Genomic DNA, 21,291 nt, shown 5'->3' on the forward strand with positions numbered 1-21,291 from the left:
ACTCATTTTTCCCCCGTAAGCTGAACCGCAATATAGTCTTCCACCAGCGCCATGGCCGAGGCAGCATTGGGCGCATCGACGCCAAGTGCGTGACGAATATAGAGGCCATCGATCATGGCACCTGCACCCTCGGCAATGCGGCTGGCCCGCTCGTGCGAGGTCAGTTGTTCAAGCGCGAAAACGAGGTTCGAATGCAGACGGCGCGCATAAATACGCAAGAGCCGGCGCGTATCTTCCGACTGTTGCGCATGCACATAGAAAGTAAGCCAGGCGGCAATGGTTTCCTGTGTGAACTGCGATGCGGAAAAATTGACCGCAATGATGGCTGCGATACGTTCCTGCGGCGTCTCGGTCCGTCCGATGGCGGCGTTGAGGTCCTGCCCAAGTTCGCGCAGCAGATGGCGCATCGTGGCCAGGATGAGCTTGTCCTTGCCGCCGAAATAATGATGCGCAAGCGCTGGCGAAACGCCCGCCTCATGCGCGATCTGCGCGACGGTCACGTCCAGCGAACCACGCTGGCCGATGGTACGAATAGCGGCATCGATCAACTCACGCCGCCGCAAGGGTTCCATCCCGATCTTGGGCATAATCCTGGTCCGTTCTCAGGCTATCGAGCGGTCAGTTTAACGTTGATTGACTCATCAATCAATAAAAACCACCCATACAAATCATGCATTTACCCCACACAAGAGCTGGCGGCGGATATGATGGAGGAGGCTTGCCGGGAAGGCGCAGACTGCTTACATTCAGGTGATGAGTAGAGCTTTCACCAAAGAACAGGACGATGCGCCGACCGATCTTGGCGAGCGCCCGGTTAGTCCGCATCGCAATCTCGTCACACCGACGGGCTTAAAGATGATCGAGGATGAAATCGCCCGGCTGCAACGCGAGCTGGCGGACGCCAATGTCGCGGGCGAGCGTTCGGCGATTGCGCGTATCTCACGTGATCTGCGTTACTGGGTGGCGCGGCGCGAAAATGCCGAGCTTTCCGTTCCCGCTCCCGACAGCGATGTCGTGCGTTTCGGCATGACGGTGGAACTGGAAAATCTGGACGACGGCAAGGTCCGCCGCTGGACCATCGTGGGCGAGGACGAGGCTGACCCGTCAAACGGCAAGATTTCCCATGTGGCACCCGTCGCCATCCTGCTGTTTGGTAAACCGGTTGGCGATGTCGTGAAAATCAATAACGTCGAATGGGAAATCGTGTCGCTGAAGATTGTTTAGTCTTCGTCTATAGCGACGGTATGGTCACGGAAAAATGCTGCAGCACCAGCTTCATCGATTTCACTCGTCGAAACCATCAGGACGAGCTGGATAATGTCTTCCTGTACGGATTCAAGACTGAAGCCGTTGAAATAAAGAAACAAGTCAGCGGCAGCCAGTCCAGTTCCCTTGCTGCCGTCCACGAAAGGGTGGTTCTTCAGCACACCGAACAGATAGACCGCCGCCAGATCGAAGATATCCGGATCGCCATAGGCTTCCTTTTGCAACGGACGCGCAAGCGCTGAATCAAGCAAACCGGAATCGCGAATACCCGCTGCACCACCATGCAGACGCAACTGCTCCTGGTGCAGCGCTTCTATGAAAGCTCGCGAATGAAAGCCGATCATTGAGCGAGCACGCGATAAGCGGTCTCATATTTTTTCATCCGCTCGCGGGCAATCTTCATTTTCTTCTCGAAGACCTCCGGATCTTCCGTGCTCCTGGTTAGTCTCAGTCCATCTTTGTCTGCGGTCAGGACCAGAGTGTCGCCAGTTTGCACGTTCAACTGCTCCAGCATTTCCTTTGGGATGATTACACCGTCGGAATTGCCGATCTTGCGCAGGGTCACGTTCATGGCTGCTCTCCTATGTTATAACGCATGATATAACGTGGTGCGCCTGCGTTGTCACCACAAGCTACAGCCAACCCTTTCGGCGGAAATAGTACAGCGGCAGCAGGGCGGAGGCGATCATCAGACCAAGTGCCATTGGATAACCCCATGGCGATTGCAGTTCCGGCATGAAGGAGAAGTTCATGCCGTAGATGGAAGCCACCAGCGTCGGCGGCATAAAACCGACCGCCGCCACAGAGAAAATCTTGATGATGGCGTTCTGTTCTACCGAAATCAGACCAACGATCGTATCGAGAAGGAATGTGACCTTGTTGGACAGAAAGTCCACATAGGCGGTCAGGGATTGCGTGTCGCGTTCCAGCGACTTGATCCAGCTGCGCGTTTCCTTCTTGCCGGCTGCGGGATTGTTTATGGCCGACAGATAGACCAGCATGCGGCTGATCCCCGCCAGACTTTCGCGCATTCGCGAGAGAAATGTTCCCTGTCCACCGATCTGGGTCAGTATGTGACGGAAATCCTCCGTCGTCATCGGTCGCGCTTTCGGCTGACGGCGATAGATGGAATGCGAGGCAGCATCGATCTTGCCTGCGACACCTTCCAGAATGTCGGCGAGGCGGTTCGTCGTGGCTTCGGTAATACCAAGCATGATCGACAGGCCCGAGCATTTGGGTGATATCAACCCATTGCCCGGTTTGGTGGAGCGCAGGATATAGGTGCTGAACGATTTCGGATTGGCATAACGAACAGTGATCAGCCGCGAACCATGCAGGATGAAGGTGACGGGCGCCAGCTCGCGATGGTCGAGATCGACCGCGTGCAGGATCGGCACTGTGAGATATTGCGCGCCGGTTTCCATGTAGAAGCGGCTCGATTCCTCGATTTCCGTCATGTCTTCGCGCGTCGGGATCGAAATGCCCATCCATGCTTCGACAATACTGTCTTCATTGACGCCAGGAGCAAACAGATCGATCCAGATCACATTCTCGGGCAGCGGAGTGCCGGGCTCGACTTCCACTTGTTCTAGATGGTCTCCGGAAAGGCTGTAAAGTGTGATCATACTGGCACCTGAAGTCTGGCCCGAAATCTCGAGCGGCTGGATTGTGGGGCACGTGCGTGAAAATTGTTAACGGAATGCGGCGGCGGTTACCAGTGTGGCGACAGGAATTTCAACTCCACCACATTAGCCTGCAATCAGCTTTCTTCATGATGGTTGACAGCTCCATTACATAGGTCTAATTCATCAAGTCATCAGATGACTTTGGTGAAGATATGAAGGCGATATCCCGCAAGACTTTGACGGATTCGGCCACGCAGGCATTGCGCGGCGAAATCACGTCGGGACGCTGGTCGATAGGTGACCAGTTGCCAAATGAAGCCGCACTTTCTGCAAAGCTCGATGTCAGCCGCGGCACGGTGCGCGAAGCTGTTCGGGCGCTGGTGGCTCAAGGAATGCTGGAAACCCGGCAGGGTTCGGGAACCTATGTCCGTTCGACTGCCGACACGGCGCGCAGTCTCGACCGTATCCGCCATACCAGTCTGCGCGACCGGTTTGAAACGCGAGCTGTTCTGGAAACGGAAGCCGCACGTCTGGCCGCCTTGCGCATCAAGCCGAAGGGGATTGCCCATCTTGAGAAAATGCTGGCACAGCGCGGCAATCGTGACGTACTCGACCGGGCAACTTTTGTGGCCCGAGACTTTGCCTTTCATGAGGCAATTGTCGCGGCCTCGGGCAATAGCGCACTGATCGAGGTCTATGCCTTTTTCTCCGCCTCCATCCGCGAATCCATAGAAGCTACGCTCGACGGCGAACTGCCGGAGCCAAACCATGAGGCGCACCGCCAGATCGTCGAAGCCATCGCTTCGGGCGATCCTGACAGGGCCGGTGCAACGGTTCGCCGCTTCATGGCGCCCCTGATTGAAGAACTTGAAAGGTTGCTGGCATCATGAGCCACACGAATACAGCCCTGTCGGGCACGGCGGAAAACGAGGCGATGCTGCAGCCTGAAGCGCTGGTCGATGCGGAAGCGGACAGCGTTCCGCCACCACCTGTCCAGCAGCCGCCAAGCAAGGCGCTGCGAATTTTACTGGGCCTGAGCCTCGTGCTGATCGCCGCCAATTTGCGGCCTGTGTTCTCCAGCGTTTCCGTGCTTTTGCCGGAAATCATCGATGCCACCGGCATGTCGTCCGTTGCAGCCGGTATCCTGACCACTTTGCCCGTCGTCTGCCTTGGCGTCTTTGCGCCATTCGCACCATGGCTGGCGCAGCGTTTCGGCGCAGAACGGGTCCTGCTTTTCGTGCTGGCCGTGCTGACTGTCGGCACCGCCATTCGCGGCTTTGGTTCGTTCTATTCGCTTTATATCGGCGCAGCGCTGGCCGGTGCGGCAATTGCTACGGGCAACGTGCTGCTTCCCGGCGTCGTCAAACGTGATTTTCCGAAAACCGCAGCCATCATGACCGGCCTTTATACAATGGCGCTATGTGGCGGCGCTGCATCCGCAGCCGGTTTCACCATTCCCATCAAGGGGATGCTCGGCGGTTCCTGGAATCTCGCTCTGGCATTCTGGGCCGTTCCGGCGGCAATCGTTCTGCTGTTGTGGCTGCCGCAGGCTATGCGTGCGAAACACAATGTCGCCCATTCGGGTTTCAAGGTGATCGGCTTGTGGAAAGATAAGCTGGCCTGGCAGGTAACCCTGTTCATGGGTTTGCAATCCTCCACCGCTTACATCGTGTTCGGATGGCTGGCGCCGATCCTGCGCGAGCAGGGCCTCAGCCCGGCAGCGGCAGGCGGTCTGGTTTCCTTCTCGATATTGGCTCAGGTCATTACCTGTCTCGCAGTGCCTTCCATTGCTACCCGTCAAAAGAACCAGAGCCTGCTCAATGTCACTCTTTGTGCCTGTGCGGCCTTGCCGTTGATCGGCTTTCTGTATCTGCCGCTATGGACTTATTGGGGACTGGCGGTCATTCAGGGCATCGGGCAGGGCGGTCTCATCGCCGCCGCCATGATGGTGATCGTGCTGCGCGCACCGGATTCGCACACCGCAGCGCATCTATCCGGCATGGCGCAATGCGTCGGCTATACGCTTGCAGCCATTGGCCCGCTCATCGTGGGTCTGATCCACAGCGCAACGGGCAGCTTTACCGCCTGTGGCCTTTTCTTCGCCGTGTTGGGGTTAGGTGCTGCTATCGCCGGATGGGGCGCAGGGCGCGCGCAACATGTGGGTGTGCAGGTAATCAAGGAATAGCGGCAACAAAAAACCCCGGTAAAAAACCGGGGTTTTTCTTTACTTTCATACGAAAGACATCAGGCCTTTTCGTACAGTTCTTCGACGAATTCCCAATTGATGAGATTGTCGACGAAGGCTTCGAGATACTTCGGACGCAGATTGCGATAATCGACATAGTAGGAATGTTCCCACACGTCGACACCGAGGATCGGCGTTGCGCCGTGAACCAGCGGATTTTCGCCGTTCGGGGTCTTGGATATTTCAAGCTTGCCGTCCTTGACCGACAGCCAGGCCCAGCCTGAACCGAATTGGCCAACGCCCGCAGCGATGAAATCCGCACGGAACTTGTCGTAGCCGCCAAGATCGGACTCGATTGCCTTTTCAAGCTTGCCCGGCAGCTTCTTGCCGCCGCCGTCCTTCTTCATCCACTTCCAGAACAGGATGTGATTGTAGTGCTGGCCGGCATTGTTGAAGAGGCCCTGGTTCTTGCCGTAGCTTTCCTTGACGATCTCTTCCAGGCTCTTGCCTTCGAGGCCGGAGCCTTCGAGCAGCTTGTTGCCGTTGGTGACATAGGCCTGATGGTGCTTGTCGTGATGAAGTTCAAGCGTCTCGCGCGACATGAAAGGCGCAAGGGCGTCATAGTCATACGGCAGGGCGGGCAGTTCGAAAGCCATTGGAAACTCTCCTCTTTTCTTTCTGCTTACATGGCAGCTTACGTGGGCAGCTTGCGGCGGGCCGAGCAGATGCTGCCTCAAAACTTGCGTGCGGAATCTACATAGGCCGCATCGGTGCGGGCGGCAATGGCGCGAATGAGCAATTCAGCTTCAAGACAATGAATTATTATTGAAATCACAGTAGGATGACGCAATTCTAGATTTTATGCTTCGCGATGCGTGGCGGACCCTAACAGGAGGAAACGGTGTCCCATAGTTCCTATGTCTTCGACGCTTATGGCACATTATTTGATGTCCATTCTGCGGTGCGGCGACATGCGGATAAAGCCGGGCCGGACGGTCGGGCATTTTCAGAACTGTGGCGTGCAAAGCAGCTCGAATATTCCTGGGTGCTGAGCCTCATGGGTGCCTATAGCGATTTCTGGAAACTCACCGAGGAGTCGCTCGATTTCGCATTCGCGCGCTATCCTTCCGTTGATCCCGCACTTCGTAATGACCTGCTTGATGCCTATTGGAAGCTCGATTGCTATCCGGAGGTACCCGCTGCCCTCAAAAGTTTGAAGGAAAAGGGCGCACGGCTTGCAATTCTTTCCAACGGTTCGCCCGCAATGCTGGACTCCGCTGTCCGTTCGGCAGCGCTCGATGTTTTGCTGGACGATGTGATTTCGGTCGATGAAGTCAAGAAATACAAGACATCCCCGGCGGTCTATGAACTCATCACACTGCAATGGCGGCTTTATCCATCCGCGATCTCGTTCCAGTCTTCAAATCGCTGGGATGTGGCAGGTGCGGTACGGTTCGGTATGCGCGGGGTCTGGATCAATCGGACCAGCCAGCCCGACGAATATAAACAGTTTGCTCCGACACTGATTCTGCCAAGCCTCCAGTTGCTTGATTGAATTCTCACAAAAATTTGAACTTTTGGGTTTAGGGAAAATTGGCTGCTGCACCCAAAATTGTGTCGCGGCTGCAACACGAGCCATGCTGGTAGGCGTTCGCCATGTTTAGGCCGCATTCCGAACGGGTGTACGCCACATTTTTCGGGCGTTTTCCGTGCAACCAAACACCGGACCCCACCATTTACGGCTCTTTCGTTGGATCACCGCGTATCTGCCACAATTGGCCGGGTCGCAATTCGTTAACCCTGAATGTGTATCTGTAACTCCTCCCGTCACCAAACTGGTTTTCATATGCAAACGACCCTTACCCGCCGTTCCTTTCTGACGGCAATGACAGCAACAGCGGCCGCCGGTCTGGCCGGTTGCGCTCAGTTGGGGCAGAATGTTCCAATCATTGATGTGGATCAGTCGGGCAACCCGATCAACCGCACTCCGCAGGCCAACGTCGACTCTTCCTATGGCGGCTGGGCACAGATGTATGCCGCCGTCGAGGATGGTGGCTTCCAGCTTCCGGCAATTCCGATCCAGAAGATGGACAAGCGCTTCTTGCGTCAGGTTGTGCAGGATCCAACCGGCGAACTGCCTGGTACGCTGGTTATCGATACGGCCAACCGCTTCTGCTATCTGGTCCTCGAAAACGGACAGGCAATGCGCTACGGCGTGGGCATTGGCCGCGAAGGTTTCGCATGGTCGGGCCGTGCTGTGATCCAGTACAAGCGCCAGTGGCCGCGCTGGACCCCACCGGATGAAATGGTCGCCCGCCAGCCGGAACTGGTGCAGTACAGCGCCAGGAACGGCGGCATGGCGCCGGGTCTAAAGAACCCGCTCGGCGCCCGCGCACTCTATATTTTCCAGGACGGCAAGGACACGCTGTACCGCCTGCACGGTAATCCGGAATGGTGGTCTATCGGCAAGGCAGTCTCTTCGGGCTGCGTACGATTCCTGAACCAGGACATCATCGATCTCTATGATCGCGTTCCGGCGAAGTCACCAATTCTCGTGATGTAATAGCGAGTGCCGAAACCGCAAATTGCAAAGCCCCGGATAGCCAACTGTCCGGGGCTTTTTCTATTGAGCCGCGCGCCAACTTGCCGCCACCTTGAAAATAAGTCACTTTCCGCGCGGACAAATCGTCGGAACAAGGAGAGGGAATTCATGTTCGAGGAACGAGCCGCCAAGGAAGTCGTGAAGGGTCCTGCATCCTATTTCCCGTCCATCGAGAAAAAATACGGGCAGCCTGTCCAGCATTGGCTTTCGCTGATCGAGCAGCGAAAGGGCGACAAGCATATGGAAATCGTCAACTGGCTGAAGTCGGAATTCGAGATGGGGCATGGTCATGCCAATGCCCTTGTCGCCTACGCCCTCGCCAAACCGGCGAAGGCGTGACTCTGGCGCCTTCTACCGTTTGAAGCCGCCGAGAATGCCGCGCACAAGTGCGCGGCCAAGCGAATTGCCGACCGAGCGGACAACAGACTTCATGGCCGTTTCCGCGACCGTCTGGCGACCGGAGCGACGGCCAGTGCCAAGTGCGGTGCCGACGAGATCGCCAAGGATACTACCGCCGCCTTCTTCCTCTTCCTTGGCCTTTTGCTGGGCTGCTGCCGCATTCTGCGCCTTGCGGGCCAGCATTTCGAAAGCGGAATCGCGATCCAGTACCTGATCGTATTGCCCGGCAACCGGGCTTGCGGCGATGATCTTCGCACGTTCTTCAGGCGTCAGCGGGCCGATGCGCGACGAAGGCGGACGCATGAGCGTGCGCTGCACGATTGAAGGCACACCCTTGGCTTGCAGTGTGGAAATCAGCGCTTCGCCAGTGGCGAGATTGGTGATCGCCTGAAACGTGTTGAAATCCGGGTTTGGACGGAATGTATCGGCAGCCGTCTTCACGGCATTGGTTTCGCGCGGGGTATAGGCGCGCAAGGCGTGCTGCACGCGATTGCCAAGCTGCGCCAGAACTGTTTCCGGCACGTCGAGCGGGTTCTGCGTCACGAAATAGACGCCGACGCCCTTGGAGCGGATCAGACGCACTACCTGTTCGACACGGTCGACCAGAGCCTTCGGCGCTTCATCGAAGAGAAGGTGCGCTTCATCGAAGAAGAAGACGAGCCGCGGCTTGTCGGGATCGCCGACTTCCGGCAGTTCCTCGAAGAGTTCCGACATCAGCCAAAGCAGGAAAGTGGAATAGAGCCGCGGGCTCATCATCAGCTTGTCGGCGGCGAGCACGCTTACCACACCGCGCCCGTCGGTCGTGGTGCGCATCAGGTCTGAAATCTTGAGCGCCGGTTCCCCGAAGAATTTCGAGCCGCCCTGCTGGTCCAGAACTAGAAGCGAGCGCTGGATCGCGCCTACCGAAGCCTTGTTCACATTGCCATACTTGCCGGAAAGCTCGGCCGAGCGCTCCGCCATTTCGGCGAGGATCGCCTGCAAGTCCTTCAGGTCCAGAAGCAGCAACCCTTCTTCATCCGCCAGGCGGAAGGCGATGTTCAACACGCCTTCCTGCGCCTCGGTCAGGCTCATCAGGCGCGACAGGAGCAGCGGTCCCATTTCGGAAATGGTCGCGCGGACGGGATGACCCTGTTCCCCGAAAATATCCCAGAAGATCACAGGTGCAGCGCGCATTTCGTACGGATCGAGCTTCACTTCCGCTGCACGCTTGAGAAGGCCGTCATTTTGAACGCCGATTGCGCCAATGCCGGAAAGGTCGCCCTTGATGTCAGCACAGAAAACTGGAACGCCAGCCGCTGAAAAGCTTTCGGCCAGAACCTGCAGCGTGACCGTTTTACCCGTGCCGGTCGCGCCGGTGACGAGGCCGTGCCGGTTGCCGTATTTCAGCGCTAGATATTCCGGCTGCTGGTAGGAGTCGTCAGGCTTGCGGCTCGCGCCAAGAAAAATAGCGTCTTCGGCAGTCATCAGGCAGCTTGCTCCCTCTGTTCAACTATAACTTATGATATAGAGCAAAATCCAACTGGAGTGAAACGAGGATCGGCAAGATTATGCCGGATCGCTGCCCTCAACGCGCAGGATAGCCGTTCGGGTGCGCCGGAATAGCTTCCAGATAGGCGGCAATGGCATTGCGGTCTGCTTCGGCAAGGTGAGACATGTTCGCAACCACGTCGGTCATCGATCCGCCGAGAGAATCGAAATCCGGGGTAAAGCCGCTTTGCAGCGCATAGGAAATGTCTTTCTCGCTCCAGCTGCCGATACCCGCTTCATCCGGTGTAATGTTCGGCACTACGCCTTTTTTCCCGTCACTGTCGGTTTCAGGCGACAATGCTCCGGCGAGCCATTTGCTTGTGTCTACCCCCCCAATCGCATTACGCGGTGTGTGACATTCGCCGCAATGGCCAAGGGCTTCGGTCAGGTATTGGCCGCGCTTCACCTGGTCGGAAGCATTTGCGATTTCCACCGCAGGCTGGTCTGACAGGTAAAGCTGTTTCCAGAGGCCGAGCCCCCGCCGGATCGTGAAAGGGAAAGAAAGTTTGTGCGGCGCTGCGACATTGTCGGAGGGAGGCAAGGTTTTCATAAAGGCAAAAAGATCGGCCACGTCCTGCGGTCGCATTTTGGTATAAGAGGTGTAGGGGAAAGATGGATAAAGATGCTCATCCTGCTTGCCGACCCCCTTCAGCATCGCATTGGCAAAATCCTGGATGGTCCAGGTGCCAATTCCCTGCTCGGACGGGGAAATATTGGGCGCAATGAAAGTCCCGAAATCTGAAACCAGCTCATGTCCGCCCGCGAGAACCTTGCGCGCGTCACCCGATGCGCCTGGTGCTGCATGGCAGGAAGCGCAGCCGCCCGCCCAGAAAACCTGTTCGCCCTTCACGGGGTCGCCCGGTTTCATAGCGTCCAGCACGGTTGCGTCCACCTTTTGTGGAGCGGTCAGAATCCAGAAGGCAGCGGCTCCAAGGACGACCACGGCGCCTGCAACATATGCTAGTTTTCGGACCATCCCATCCGTTCCCGTGAGGCGGTTCCAGCATGAGCCGGACCGCTCTTGTGACCGTTATTCAGCGTGATAGTTCCAAAGTACGGATGCGCTGGAATTGCACCGCACTTTTGCTGGAAAAGCCTTTGCACACCGAGTGTTTCCTTTCGGTGTGCTCTCTGTCAACAGCGAAGATCAGTTCTTCTTGACGCGATAGGCCTGATGACAGGAACCGCAATTGGCGGCGACCTGCTGGAAGGCTGGCTTCAGCGCATCCAAGTCCTGCGGTTTGGCAGCCAGTGCCGTAGCAGCGTCGGTCCGGAATTTTTCAACGTGCTTGACGAAGTCGTCTTTGGTTTCCCAGATTTTCGGCGAAGCTTCGGTATCGCCCTGATCCGAACCGGCTGGGAACAACGCATCCACATCCAGCTTCTTGGCATCGGCATCGATCTTTTCCAGCGCAGCAAGTGCTGTGGTGGCGTCGAATGGCTTCTCACCCTTGATCATCGGAGCAATTGACCCGACCGAGCGTCCAAGGTCCTTCATGATTGCCTGACGATCCGCAGTGACGTCAGCCTGTGCTGCGCCGGCGATCAATATAGCTGCAGAGCTGACTGTCAGGAAAAACAAACGCATGCGATCCTCCGCATTTAAAAATTGAACAGACTTCGTCCCTTGGTTCAAATATCCGATACAATCCGGAGCATTGCAATCATTGCGTCGGTTAAATCCCCAGTGCAGCAAGTATCATCCTGATTTTATAGGGATTATTACATCGATTTCACGTTATCGTGAAAAACATGACTTAAATACTATTGTTTATACTGAGTCGTGTCATTATTTGTGCCGTTACACTCGGTTGGGCAGTCCAAACAAAAAAAGCCCCGGAAACCGGGGCCTTTTCGAACATGTAAAGTTTGATCAGACGAACTGGCCGAGGCCCGGAATTGCGCCGATGACGGCATCAACCGGTTCGTCACCGGCCTTTTCCTTGGCAAAGCGGATGGTTTCCTTTGCAACGCCGGAAATTTCACCCATACCGAGTCCAGCGCCCATGAGCTGGGAACCAAGGCCCATCACGCCGCCCATGAGGCCGGACAGAAACCCGCCGCCCTTGACCTGCGCGATTGCTTCTTCAGCGCCGGGGAATGCTGCCAGAAGCTTCTGGACTTCCGCTGCCGGGCCTTCCTTCTGCAGGAAGGCGAGGATCATGCCTACTGCCTTTTCTGCCGTTGCCGCATCGATGCCAACTTTGGAGGTGATGCGAGCGATCAATTCTTCCATGGAAACTCTCCCAAAAATCTTACGTTTACGTAATATGCATTCTCGCCTTCGCTTTGCAAGCCGCCATGAGCGAAAATATTAAAACATGTCTCCCAAAAGTGGGAACCGGTTTTGGGAGACATGATAGAAATAGAAGAACCTAGAGTGTGTTTCGATCTGATCCAATCAGATCGAAACACACTCTAGGAGAATATGACACGTGGCCAGACGATATAATGACGGGTTAATTACGCTGTTCGAATTTCCTGCAATTCCAGTTCTTCGATCATGACCTGGCGCATGACGAATTTCTGGATTTTGCCGGTCACGGTCATCGGAAACTGATCCACGAAGCGGATATGGGCCGGAACCTTGTAATGCGCGATGCGCTGTCGGCAATACTCAATCAGTTCTTCTTCGGAAACCTGACCATCCTTGTGCAGCTTGACCCAGGCACAGATGATTTCGCCGAACTTGCGGTCGGGAATACCGAATATCTGGACATCGCTGATCGCGGAATGGGTAAAGAGAAACTCTTCAATTTCGCGCGGGTAGATGTTTTCGCCGCCGCGAATGATAAGATCCTTGATGCGCCCGACAATGTTGCAATAGCCTTCCTCGTCTATCGTCGCGAGGTCTCCTGTGTGCATCCAGCCAGCATCGTCGATGGCGCCAGCGGAACTTTCGGCATCGTTCCAGTAGCCGCGCATGACGCTATAGCCGCGCGTCAGCAATTCGCCCTTTTCGCCACGCGGCACCACCTTGCCATCCGCATCAACGATCTTCACCTCCAGATTCGGATGGATGCGCCCGACGGTGGAAACGCGCCGTTCCAGTGGATCGCTCGTCGAGCTCTGGAAACTGACCGGGCTTGTTTCGGTCATGCCATAGGCAATCGTAATTTCGCTCTGATGCATCTCGCTCACAACACGCCGCATCACTTCGATGGGGCAGGGCGATCCGGCCATGATACCGGTGCGCAGGCTGGTGAGGTTGAAACGACTGAATTCCGGGTGATCCAACATGGCAATGAACATTGTCGGCACGCCGTGCAGGCCGGTGCATTGCTCTTCCTCGACAGTCTGGAGCGTCAGTAGAGGATCGAAGCTGTCGTTTGGAATTACCATACAGGACCCATGGGTCACACAGGCAAGATTGCCGAGTACCATGCCGAAGCAATGATAGAACGGCACCGGAATACAGAGCCGGTCCTGTTCGGAAAGCTGCATCGCTTCGCCGACGAAAAACCCGTTATTGAGGATATTGTGGTGGGAGAGCGTCGCACCCTTCGGGCTGCCGGTTGTGCCGCTGGTGAACTGGATATTGATGGGATCGTCAAATTGCAGTTCTTCGGCAAGCTGCGCCAGTTCTTCCCGTGTGACTGCGTCGCCGGACTGGGCGACATCGTTGAAATTCAGCGTGCCTGGCGTCTGTTCCGCACCGAGCCGGATCACGCACCGCAGATTGGGAAGCCGCTCGGATATCACATGACCGGGTCGGGACTCATCCAGTTCAGGCATGATGCTGCGCAGGATATCGATATAGTTGCTGGTTTTCAGTGACGGCGCGAGGATCAGCGCTGCGCATTCGACTTTCCCCAGCACATATTCAAGTTCATGCGCCCGATAGGCCGGGTTGATGTTGACAAGGATCAGTCCCGCTTTTGCGCTCGCAAACTGGGTGAGAATCCATTCGAGATTGTTCGGTGACCAGATGCCGAGACGTTCGCCGGGGCGCAGCCCGATGGCGAGGAAGCCTTCGGCAAGCTGATCGGTCAGTTGTCTGAGTTCGGAATAGGTCAGCCGGATATTCTGGTGCCGGACAATGACGGCAGGACGTTCGGGATATTTTTCCGCGATCTGGTCAAGATGCCGACCGATCGTATTGCCAATGAGAAGCTTGTCGCTCGCACCGTGAACATAGCTTGGAACATAGCTGGCCTGCTGCATTTCCGATCCTCCCAAACCGAAGATGACGCCCGAAGGCGATGCATCAAGTGGTGGGAGGATGCCATTCATGAGGCTCCGTGAAAACCGCAGTTTTTATGTTGCGGTTCAACGCTTGGTGCAGCGCACCAGAGTAGCGGCACCGGCATTGGTGTATTTGCTCTGCATTGTATAAAGCCATCCTTTGCATTCAGACATGCTGCTGAAGCATCGGACGCGGTCGATCGCGACCAGACCATCACCGCCTGTGATGAAAGGCGAGTCATCCACGCCGCTGAACTGGCCGACAATGATGCCGCTGCCCCTTCTCGGCACGTTGCAGCGCTGGCCTGCATATTCGCTGACATCCTTGCGCACCTGCGCTTCAGCCGACACCGGTAGCGCGACAAGACCGGAAACCGCAAGCGATGCGGAAGTGAGGCAAACAGCAATGACTTGACGCAGCATCGGTCTCTCCTTGCAAGAATAGCTATAGAACAATACTATAAGATTATAATCGAAACAGAGCGCTTTCTCCTATGGAGAAGCATCGCACCCTTAAAACATGGATGCGATGCCGGATTCAGGCGTTTAGAGCGTGTCGCCCGCCTTGCCTGTCACCTTGAGAGCGAAGGCATAGGTATAGGCGACTTCGTCGAGCCGCGAGAAGCGACCCGACGCACCGGCATGGCCCGCATCCATATTGATACGGAACAAAACCGGGTGGCTATCGGTCTTCAGTTCACGCAGTCTGGCAACCCATTTCGCAGGCTCCCAGTAAGTGACGCGCGGGTCGGTAAGCCCGGCCACGGCCAGAATGGCCGGATAATCCTGACGGCTGACATTGTCGTAAGGCGAATAGCCGGCAATCGTCCGGTAATCGATTTCCGATGTGATTGGATTGCCCCATTCCGGCCATTCCGGCGGGGTTAGCGGCAGGGTATCGTCCAGCATCGTATTCAGCACGTCTACGAATGGTACTTCGGCAATGATGCCGCCGAATGCGCCAGGCGCCATATTGGCAATTGCACCCATCAGCATACCGCCAGCGGAACCGCCATGGGCGACGATGCGGTCATGACTGGTGAATCTCTCTGCAACGAGGTGCTTTGCGGCGGCAATGAAATCGGTGAATGTGTTCACCTTCTTGTCGCGCTTGCCGTTTTCATACCAGGCGAAACCCTTGTCCTTGCCGCCGCGGATATGGGCGATGGCGTAGACGAATCCCCGATCCACAAGCGACAGACGCGACGTGCTGAAGCTCGCAGGAATGGTGATGCCATAAGAACCATAACCATAGAGCAGGCAAGGTGCTGAGCCGTCGAGCTTCGTGTCCTTGTGGTAGAGCAGGGACACAGGCACCAGTTCGCCATCCGACGCGGTAGCGAAAACCCGACGCGTAACATAGTCCTGGGCGTTGTGGCCGGAAGGAACTTCCTGCGTTTTCAAGAGCTTCCGTTCTCGTGTCCGCATATTGTAGTCGAAGAGCTGTTCCGGCGTGGTCATGGACGAATAGGAGAAGCGGATCACATCCGTATCATATTCGGCGTTGCCATGAAGGCCGAGCGAATAGGCCTCCTCGTCGAAGGCGATGGCATGCTCCTCGCCGGTTTCGCGGTCGCGGATCACGATGCGCGGCAGACCGTTGTCGCGTTCCATCCAGACAAGATGGTGCTTGTAGGCGGAGTGCGAGAGGATCAGCCGCCCCGGCTTTTCTGCCACGACCTCCACCCAGTTTTCTGGCTGCGGCGCAGCAGTTGGCACCTGACAAATCTTGAAATCCTTGGCGCCATCCGCATTGGTCAGAATGTAGAAGACGTCACCTCCCGGCGCTATGTCATATTCCGTGCCGGTCTTGCGCTCCATGACGAGCTGCGGTTTTGCCGCCGGATCGTTGGCGGGCAGGAGCCAGCATTCCGATGTTTCATGGTCGTGAATGTCGATGAAGATATAGTCGTCCAGCGCCGAGCCGCCGACACCGAGGAAAAAGCCCGGATCTTTCTCTTCATAGATCAGCGGATCATCCGACTGGTCCGTGCCGATTTTGTGATAAAAGACCTTGGACGGTCTATGGTTCTCATCGAGGCGCGTATAGAAGAAGCCTTTGCTCTCCGCGTCCCATGCACCGCCACCATTCGTGTCGGTGACAATGTCTTCAAGGTCATTCATGGAAGACAGGTCACGAACTTTCAGCTTGTAGAATTCCGATCCCTTGTCGTCATATCCCCAGATCAAAAGCTTGTGATCCGGGGCATGATCGGCTGAAGCGAGACGGAAATAGGCCTTGTCCTTGCCTTCGACATCGCCGTCGAGAAGGATGGTTACCACGCCACCATCGCGCGGAGTGCGAATGAAATAGGGCTGCTCGCCACCGGTGCGATAGGACACGCCATAGGCGAAAGGGCCATCCTTGGAAGGAACGGAGGAGTCGTCTTCCTTGATGCGTCCGCGCATTTCGACAAACAGGTTTTTCTGGAGCGCTTCCGTGTCCTTCATCAACGCCGCCTGATAGGCATTCTCTGCTTCCAGATGCGCGCGGATTTCGAGGTTCAGCACCGATGGATCCCTGAATACTTCCTGCCAGTTATCTGCGCGCAACCAAGCATAATCGTCGGTGCGGGTGATCCCGTGACGAGTGTCATTGACCGGATGTTTGGCTGCATGCGGTGGTTGAAGGTGGGAGGAGCTTTGAGACATCCACAATTCCGATGAAAACTGTTTCAATTTGCTGCAAGGCCGGTAAGCCGTGCCTTCTGGCGGGTGATAGTGACATTTATATAGTTGGCCGAAGAGGCGAAAGCGAGTTGATTTCGTTGAAATATATTTGAGCAATGCCTTTTTGAGGCCCGATTTTGCCGCCAAAAGCTACCTGACGGTAACATACTAGTCTTGGACTTCGTACAAGAAAACTTGAGGGAGAAAACTATTGCTAACGCAGGTCGAGCAAATTAAAGGAAGCACGGCTGTGAACTGCAGCTTCATCCATATCCTTCAATAAACGGCAGGGGCGGCAACGCGAACACATCGCGATTCAAAGTTTCCCTGTCTCAGTAAGGTTGAGTTCGAGTTTTTCTATTTGATGTTTCAAGAAGAAAGACTTGTTGTTAATGTAATGTGGTTTGACAATTCTATTGCAAATGACATTATCAACTGATATTCGCAGTCGAGAACGGATGGGGCAGGGTTTAGGAATACGTAACGGCGATGGCAGGCGGGGATCTCCAGTCGTCGATTGCGCAACAATAAGAAGTAAAAAGGAAATACAATGGAAAATCTGGACACGCACGACGAAAGCGCAGAGCTGCTTCTGAGCCTTACTGCAGATGTTGTCGCTGCATATGTCGGCAATAATTCGATTCGCGCAGGTGAATTGCCGCTGCTGATCGCAGAAGTACATGCCGCTTTCAAGCGTCACGTCGAACGCGAAGAAGCGCCTGTCGTTGTCGAGAAGCCGAAACCTGCCGTCAATCCGAAGAAGTCAATTCATGACGACTACATCATCTGCCTCGAAGACGGCAAGAAGTTCAAGTCGCTGAAGCGTCACCTGATGACCCATTACAACATGACGCCGGAACAGTACCGCGAAAAGTGGGATCTCGATCCGAACTATCCGATGGTCGCTCCGAACTACGCTGCTGCTCGCTCGCGCCTGGCTAAGAAGATGGGCCTGGGCCGCAAGCCTAAGGACGCTTAATCGCTTCGACTTTAGAGCATACTGCGCTTTGTCGCATCGGTTCCGAGAACTTTATAGAAATGGCCAGTATCGTTGAGCTTGCGCTCCATGATACTGGCCATTTTGTTTTGGATTTGAACGCTTCGGGAAACTGATGGTCTTTTCACCGATCCGGTCGAGTGTCTGTTAGGTCATAACTGCAGTCACCGCGCACTCCTTTCAGGTGCTCTCACTCCATGAGGCGTGTCAGACACCGTTTGGTCCGTTCCCTCTCTTCAAGCGGTGCGTAGAGAACTTCATCAAGATCGATGCCGGAATGATCTGTAACGCAATGCGTTGCATCGCGGTCAGTTGATTGTGTTTTTTGCCGGGCAAAAAATAGCGTGCGGGCTTGCCTCAGATCGCGATCATTCCTCATTTCTTGATGCGAATGAGCATGAGCCACGAAAAATGATTATGGATAATATTCCTAGAATTTGCCTGATTTTTCAGTAAAATGGCGATTGAACGCTATGGATCGAGTTCGGTAATGCCGTCGTGACAAGGCTTTGGCCTATGTTAGGGGTGTCGAAAATAAACAGAAACAGCAATTCTGTCTACGAAACTTATCCCCACTTACAATTTCCCCGGTATAAGAAGATATTCCTACTATGGCGAGGAAAGATGAATGTCTTTGAAACTATCGGATGTCATTCATACGCGGGCGGAAGCTTTCGAAGCACCGAAGGTGCTTGCTGCGCTGCGTGGGCGAAGCGTTAACCTCGAAACGGTGGGGGGTGTCGCCGACCGATCGCGAGAGCAGCAGAACACGGCGCTGTGCGATGCCCTTATCGATCTCCTGGCCGCCATGTTCGGTGTGTCCGGCATGGAATTGCGGTCACCGTTGCGGTGCAGGCGTGAGGTTGCACGCGTGCGGCAGATCGGCATGTACGTCGCGCATACGGCTTTTGGGTTAGCTGTGCGTGAAGTGGCTGCCGGATTTGCGCGGGACCGGACAACCGTGATGCATGCCTGCCATCTGGTGGAAGACATGCGGGACGATACGGAGTTCGATGCAATCGTCTCGACGTTCGAGCGTATTGCACAAATTGCTTTCACGGCCTGGAGGATGGCGGCATGACCACCCAACTGTCAGCGACCGAAACAAGAATCATGAGCTTTCTGAAGAACGGTGGCTGTGAGGTTCAGGATTCCATTCGCGCTTCGCATGTTTCTTGCAACGGAGCACGGGACGATTGCGGCCTCCCGCGCCGAACTGGAGACCATGCAGAAAAAGGGGTTGCTGCATTGGGAGGAGGAGCGGCTTGTTCCATCGCCGGCTGCTATCAAGTGTGCAAAGGAAGGCGGCAAACCGTTGCCCAACCCGGCAAGAAGCTTGCAGACCATCGATTATGAGCGGGGCGACAAGATTGAGATCAATCCAGAGGAATCGCCGCTTGCCATGCTCTATAGACGCAAAAATGCAAATGGTTCTTCCTTTATCTCGGAGAGCGAGTTCCTTGCCGGTGAAAGGCTGCGGGCCGACTTCACCCGCGGATCGCTCATGCCATCCGTCACCATGCGCTGGGATACAAATGTCGGAAGTGGGCGCAGCGGGTCGGGGGGCATGGCTGATCTCACCGATATCGCGTTGGCCAGCCGTATCCGCGTTGAGCGGGCACTGGAAGCAATCGGGCCGGAACTGAACGGCGTTCTGGTCGATGTCTGCTGCTTCCTGAAAGGGCTTGAAACCGTGGAACATGAGCGGCAATGGCCCGTTCGTTCTGCCAAGATGTTGCTCAAGGTGGGGCTGGCCGCGCTGCACCGGCACTATAATCCTCACCTTCAAAAGGAGCGAGAAAAAGCAGTCGTGTTGCATTGGGGAACAGACGACTATCGACCGCAAAAGCGTCCGCAGAATATGTGAGGTGGCGCCCTCATTGACACCTTTCCGGGGTAGGTCTATCGCCTCTTTCTCGAAGGGGCTCTGGGCCCGTTGGGGAAGTGGGGAGAAATCACATGAATTCTGTACGGGATCGGCTGGAAAGTATTCTCTCGCGGCTCGAAGCGCGGACAGCATGCGAACACGTTTTCAGCAAGGTCTATGCACAACAGGCGCGCGCTGAGGCGGATGCCGCCGATGCGCGCCTTCGTGATGGGCGCTCCGCCGGGCCGCTCGATGGGCGCATTGTTTCGATCAAGGATCTTTTCGATGTTGCCGGAGAGCCTACGCTTGCCGGTTCGGTTATTCGCCGCGATGCTGCCCCGGCGACACGGGACGCTACGATTGTCAGCCGTCTGCGCGATGCGGGTGCGGTCATTGTCGGCAAGACCCACATGACGGAATTCGCCTTCACGCCTGTCGGTCTCAATCCGCATTACGGCGAGCCGGGCAATGCGATCGATCCGACACGTGTTCCGGGCGGATCGTCGTCGGGTGCCGCAGTTTCGGCAGCGGAAGGCACAACCGAAATCGCTATCGGTTCGGATACGGGCGGATCGGTGCGCATTCCGGCGGCGCTAAACGGCATTGTCGGCTTCAAGCCGACCGCCCGGCGCATTCCGCTCGACGGTGCGTTTCCGCTGGCGCCGTCGCTCGATTCCGTCGGCCCCCTCACCAAGACGGTTACTGATGCGATCATCACCGATGCCGTTATGGCAGGCGAAACACCAATATTGCCGGATGCCTTGCCACTGAAGGGTCTGCGCATCGCGTTGCCAAAGGGCTATCTTCTGGCCGATATGGAGCCCGACGTCGCAAAGCACTTCGAGGCAACGGTTGCGCTTCTTGAAAAGGCGGGAGTGATCATTGTCGATCTGGAGGTGGATGATCTGATCCAGCGTTTGCGCGAGGCAACTCGCGTCGGCTCCATTGCCGGGATCGAGGCAAGTCATATCCACGCATCGACCTGGCTTGGCGATCCTGATGCCAATGTCGATTTCCGGGTGAAGCACCCGCTGTCCGTCCGCGTCAAGGTTCCAATGGAAACCTATCGCGGGATCATGGAAACACGCGCAACGCTGGTTGAGGAAATGGACGAGCGCCTGAGCGGCTTCGATATGTTCGTAACGCCCGCTACGCCGATTGTTGCGCCGACAATCGCTTCAGTCAGCAATGACGAGGCTGAATATGATCGCGTGGAAGGGCTGCTGCTGCGTGATACGCAGGTTGGAAACCAGTTCGACCTGTGCAGCATCACCGTGCCCATGTTGGGCATGAAGCTGCCGACGGGCTTCATGCTCAGCGCGCGCGGCGGCACGGACAAAAGGCTGCTCGCCGCAGCCCTGTCGGTTGAGAAACTCTTGGAGCCTGAATTAAAAAGCGGCATGTGAGTGCAAGAATGGTAATTTTCGAGTGCCGGAGCGCAATGTACTTTTAGGTAGATGAGCACCGGAACGCAGGTAAATTGCCATTTGCAGCCGCACAGGGCGACTTTTGGAGCAGCTCTTAGGCTGATTCTTTCGCGAGCTCAGCTTCACGACGGATGCGTGCCACCATGGCGCGCAGGCCGTTGGAGCGCTGCGGCGTGAGATGTTCATCAAGGCCGAGCTTTTTCAGGATGGCCTCCGGGTCGACGGCGAGAATTTCTGAAGCCTTGTGGCCAGAATAAAGCGCTAGCACAATGGCCACCAGACCGCGCACGATATGCGCATCGGAATCGCCGAGAAATTCGATAACCGGATCGTTACCGTCTTGTGGAAGCGTCTTCAGCCAGACCTGGCTGACGCAGCCCTGAACCTTGTGTGCAGCATCGCGCGCATCGTCGGGATAGGGCGGCAGTTCCTTACCGAGGTCGATAACATAGCGATAGCGGTCTTCCCAATCATCGAGAAATTCGAAATCGGATATGATGCTATCGATGGTCGTGGTCATAATACTCGCCTGAAAGAAGTT

The 21,291-nt window shown here is 55.9% G+C and carries 22 protein-coding genes and 1 pseudogene; 10 read left to right on the forward strand and 13 right to left on the reverse strand.

Annotated features, from left to right (window positions below; all coding sequences use genetic code 11):
* Window positions 1-2: 2 nt before the first annotated feature.
* Window positions 3-587, reverse strand: a complete 585-nt coding sequence (betI, locus tag AAE521_RS23775; protein WP_071631514.1) for a transcriptional regulator BetI — start codon at window positions 585-587, stop codon at window positions 3-5.
* Between the two features lie 166 nt (window positions 588-753).
* On the opposite strand from betI, the gene AAE521_RS23780 reads away from it, so the two are divergent.
* Window positions 754-1,224: a GreA/GreB family elongation factor gene (locus tag AAE521_RS23780; protein ID WP_071631513.1), complete on the forward strand. Its 471-nt coding sequence runs from the start codon at window positions 754-756 to the stop codon at window positions 1,222-1,224.
* Here the strand turns inward: AAE521_RS23780 and AAE521_RS23785 are convergent.
* The 3 genes from AAE521_RS23785 to AAE521_RS23795 all read right to left on the reverse strand — a co-directional run bounded on the left by AAE521_RS23785 (window position 1,221) and on the right by AAE521_RS23795 (window position 2,891).
* The gene (locus AAE521_RS23785; RefSeq protein ID WP_342062723.1) at window positions 1,221-1,610 is read right to left on the reverse strand and encodes a type II toxin-antitoxin system death-on-curing family toxin; all 390 of its coding nucleotides are present in this window, start codon (window positions 1,608-1,610) and stop codon (window positions 1,221-1,223) included. The genes AAE521_RS23780 and AAE521_RS23785 overlap by 4 nt on opposite strands.
* On the reverse strand, window positions 1,607-1,837 hold the full coding sequence (locus AAE521_RS23790; RefSeq protein WP_010661561.1) for an AbrB/MazE/SpoVT family DNA-binding domain-containing protein: 231 nt from the start codon (window positions 1,835-1,837) through the stop codon (window positions 1,607-1,609). The genes AAE521_RS23785 and AAE521_RS23790 overlap by 4 nt, the downstream gene beginning before the upstream one ends.
* A gap of 61 nt (window positions 1,838-1,898) precedes the next feature.
* A complete protein-coding gene (locus AAE521_RS23795) occupies window positions 1,899-2,891 on the reverse strand; it encodes a magnesium transporter CorA family protein (RefSeq protein WP_010661562.1) in 993 nt (330 codons plus the stop codon).
* Window positions 2,892-3,103: 212 nt separating this feature from the next.
* On the opposite strand from AAE521_RS23795, the gene AAE521_RS23800 reads away from it, so the two are divergent.
* Window positions 3,104-3,781: a FadR/GntR family transcriptional regulator gene (locus AAE521_RS23800; RefSeq protein WP_342062724.1), complete on the forward strand. Its 678-nt coding sequence runs from the start codon at window positions 3,104-3,106 to the stop codon at window positions 3,779-3,781.
* Window positions 3,782-3,825: 44 nt separating this feature from the next.
* Window positions 3,826-5,076 carry a CynX/NimT family MFS transporter gene (locus AAE521_RS23805; protein ID WP_374865138.1) on the forward strand — a complete coding sequence of 417 codons (1,251 nt, stop codon included), beginning with the start codon at window positions 3,826-3,828 and terminating at the stop codon, window positions 5,074-5,076.
* Between the two features lie 59 nt (window positions 5,077-5,135).
* Here AAE521_RS23805 and AAE521_RS23810 read toward each other — a convergent pair whose 3' ends face one another.
* Window positions 5,136-5,732, reverse strand: a complete 597-nt coding sequence (locus AAE521_RS23810; protein ID WP_071631509.1) for a superoxide dismutase — start codon at window positions 5,730-5,732, stop codon at window positions 5,136-5,138.
* A 245-nt stretch (window positions 5,733-5,977) separates the two neighbouring features.
* Between AAE521_RS23810 and AAE521_RS23815 the strand changes: the two genes are divergently transcribed.
* The 3 genes from AAE521_RS23815 (at window position 5,978) to AAE521_RS23825 (ending at window position 8,017) form a co-directional block, all read left to right on the forward strand.
* Window positions 5,978-6,631, forward strand: coding sequence for a haloacid dehalogenase type II (locus AAE521_RS23815; RefSeq protein ID WP_071631508.1), 654 nt, complete (start codon window positions 5,978-5,980; stop codon window positions 6,629-6,631).
* Between the two features lie 291 nt (window positions 6,632-6,922).
* Entirely contained in the window at window positions 6,923-7,639 is a 717-nt protein-coding gene (locus tag AAE521_RS23820; RefSeq protein WP_010661567.1) for a L,D-transpeptidase, read from the forward strand.
* 147 nt (window positions 7,640-7,786) lie between these two features.
* Window positions 7,787-8,017, forward strand: coding sequence for a DUF4287 domain-containing protein (locus tag AAE521_RS23825; protein WP_071631507.1), 231 nt, complete (start codon window positions 7,787-7,789; stop codon window positions 8,015-8,017).
* Window positions 8,018-8,029: 12 nt separating this feature from the next.
* Here the strand turns inward: AAE521_RS23825 and AAE521_RS23830 are convergent, their stop codons facing one another.
* The 7 genes from AAE521_RS23830 to AAE521_RS23860 form a co-directional block, all read right to left on the reverse strand.
* Entirely contained in the window at window positions 8,030-9,541 is a 1,512-nt protein-coding gene (locus tag AAE521_RS23830; protein WP_071631506.1) for a helicase HerA-like C-terminal domain-containing protein, read from the reverse strand.
* A 100-nt stretch (window positions 9,542-9,641) separates the two neighbouring features.
* A complete protein-coding gene (locus AAE521_RS23835) occupies window positions 9,642-10,580 on the reverse strand; it encodes a cytochrome c (RefSeq protein WP_071631505.1) in 939 nt (312 codons plus the stop codon).
* A gap of 171 nt (window positions 10,581-10,751) precedes the next feature.
* Window positions 10,752-11,192, reverse strand: a complete 441-nt coding sequence (locus AAE521_RS23840) for a c-type cytochrome (protein ID WP_071631504.1) — start codon at window positions 11,190-11,192, stop codon at window positions 10,752-10,754.
* Between the two features lie 285 nt (window positions 11,193-11,477).
* Complete coding sequence (locus AAE521_RS23845; protein WP_010661572.1) at window positions 11,478-11,840, reverse strand: DUF2267 domain-containing protein; 363 nt, start codon at window positions 11,838-11,840, stop codon at window positions 11,478-11,480.
* Window positions 11,841-12,067: 227 nt separating this feature from the next.
* Window positions 12,068-13,768 (reverse strand): AMP-binding protein, encoded by a 1,701-nt coding sequence (locus AAE521_RS23850; RefSeq protein ID WP_342062736.1) that lies wholly within the window; start codon window positions 13,766-13,768, stop codon window positions 12,068-12,070.
* 105 nt (window positions 13,769-13,873) lie between these two features.
* A complete protein-coding gene (locus AAE521_RS23855; RefSeq protein ID WP_071631503.1) occupies window positions 13,874-14,212 on the reverse strand; it encodes a hypothetical protein in 339 nt (112 codons plus the stop codon).
* Window positions 14,213-14,335: 123 nt separating this feature from the next.
* Window positions 14,336-16,441, reverse strand: coding sequence for a S9 family peptidase (locus tag AAE521_RS23860; protein ID WP_342062726.1), 2,106 nt, complete (start codon window positions 16,439-16,441; stop codon window positions 14,336-14,338).
* A 568-nt stretch (window positions 16,442-17,009) separates the two neighbouring features.
* Here AAE521_RS23860 and AAE521_RS23865 point away from each other — a divergent pair.
* The 4 genes and pseudogenes from AAE521_RS23865 (at window position 17,010) to AAE521_RS23880 (ending at window position 20,729) form a co-directional block, all read left to right on the forward strand.
* Entirely contained in the window at window positions 17,010-17,438 is a 429-nt protein-coding gene (locus AAE521_RS23865) for a Ros/MucR family transcriptional regulator (RefSeq protein ID WP_342062727.1), read from the forward strand.
* A 646-nt stretch (window positions 17,439-18,084) separates the two neighbouring features.
* On the forward strand, window positions 18,085-18,537 hold the full coding sequence (locus AAE521_RS23870) for a helix-turn-helix domain-containing protein (RefSeq protein WP_374865129.1): 453 nt from the start codon (window positions 18,085-18,087) through the stop codon (window positions 18,535-18,537).
* Window positions 18,534-19,323, forward strand: a pseudogene (locus tag AAE521_RS23875) (DUF6456 domain-containing protein). Before AAE521_RS23870 ends, AAE521_RS23875 begins: the two are co-directional and overlap by 4 nt.
* A gap of 92 nt (window positions 19,324-19,415) precedes the next feature.
* Complete coding sequence (locus tag AAE521_RS23880; RefSeq protein WP_342062728.1) at window positions 19,416-20,729, forward strand: amidase; 1,314 nt, start codon at window positions 19,416-19,418, stop codon at window positions 20,727-20,729.
* A 115-nt stretch (window positions 20,730-20,844) separates the two neighbouring features.
* On the opposite strand, the gene AAE521_RS23885 is transcribed toward AAE521_RS23880, so the two are convergent.
* Window positions 20,845-21,270, reverse strand: coding sequence for a SufE family protein (locus AAE521_RS23885; protein WP_342062729.1), 426 nt, complete (start codon window positions 21,268-21,270; stop codon window positions 20,845-20,847).
* Window positions 21,271-21,291 lie beyond the last annotated feature (21 nt).

The organism is Brucella cytisi, from assembly GCF_038433355.1.
Taxonomy (GTDB): domain Bacteria; phylum Pseudomonadota; class Alphaproteobacteria; order Rhizobiales; family Rhizobiaceae; genus Brucella; species Brucella cytisi.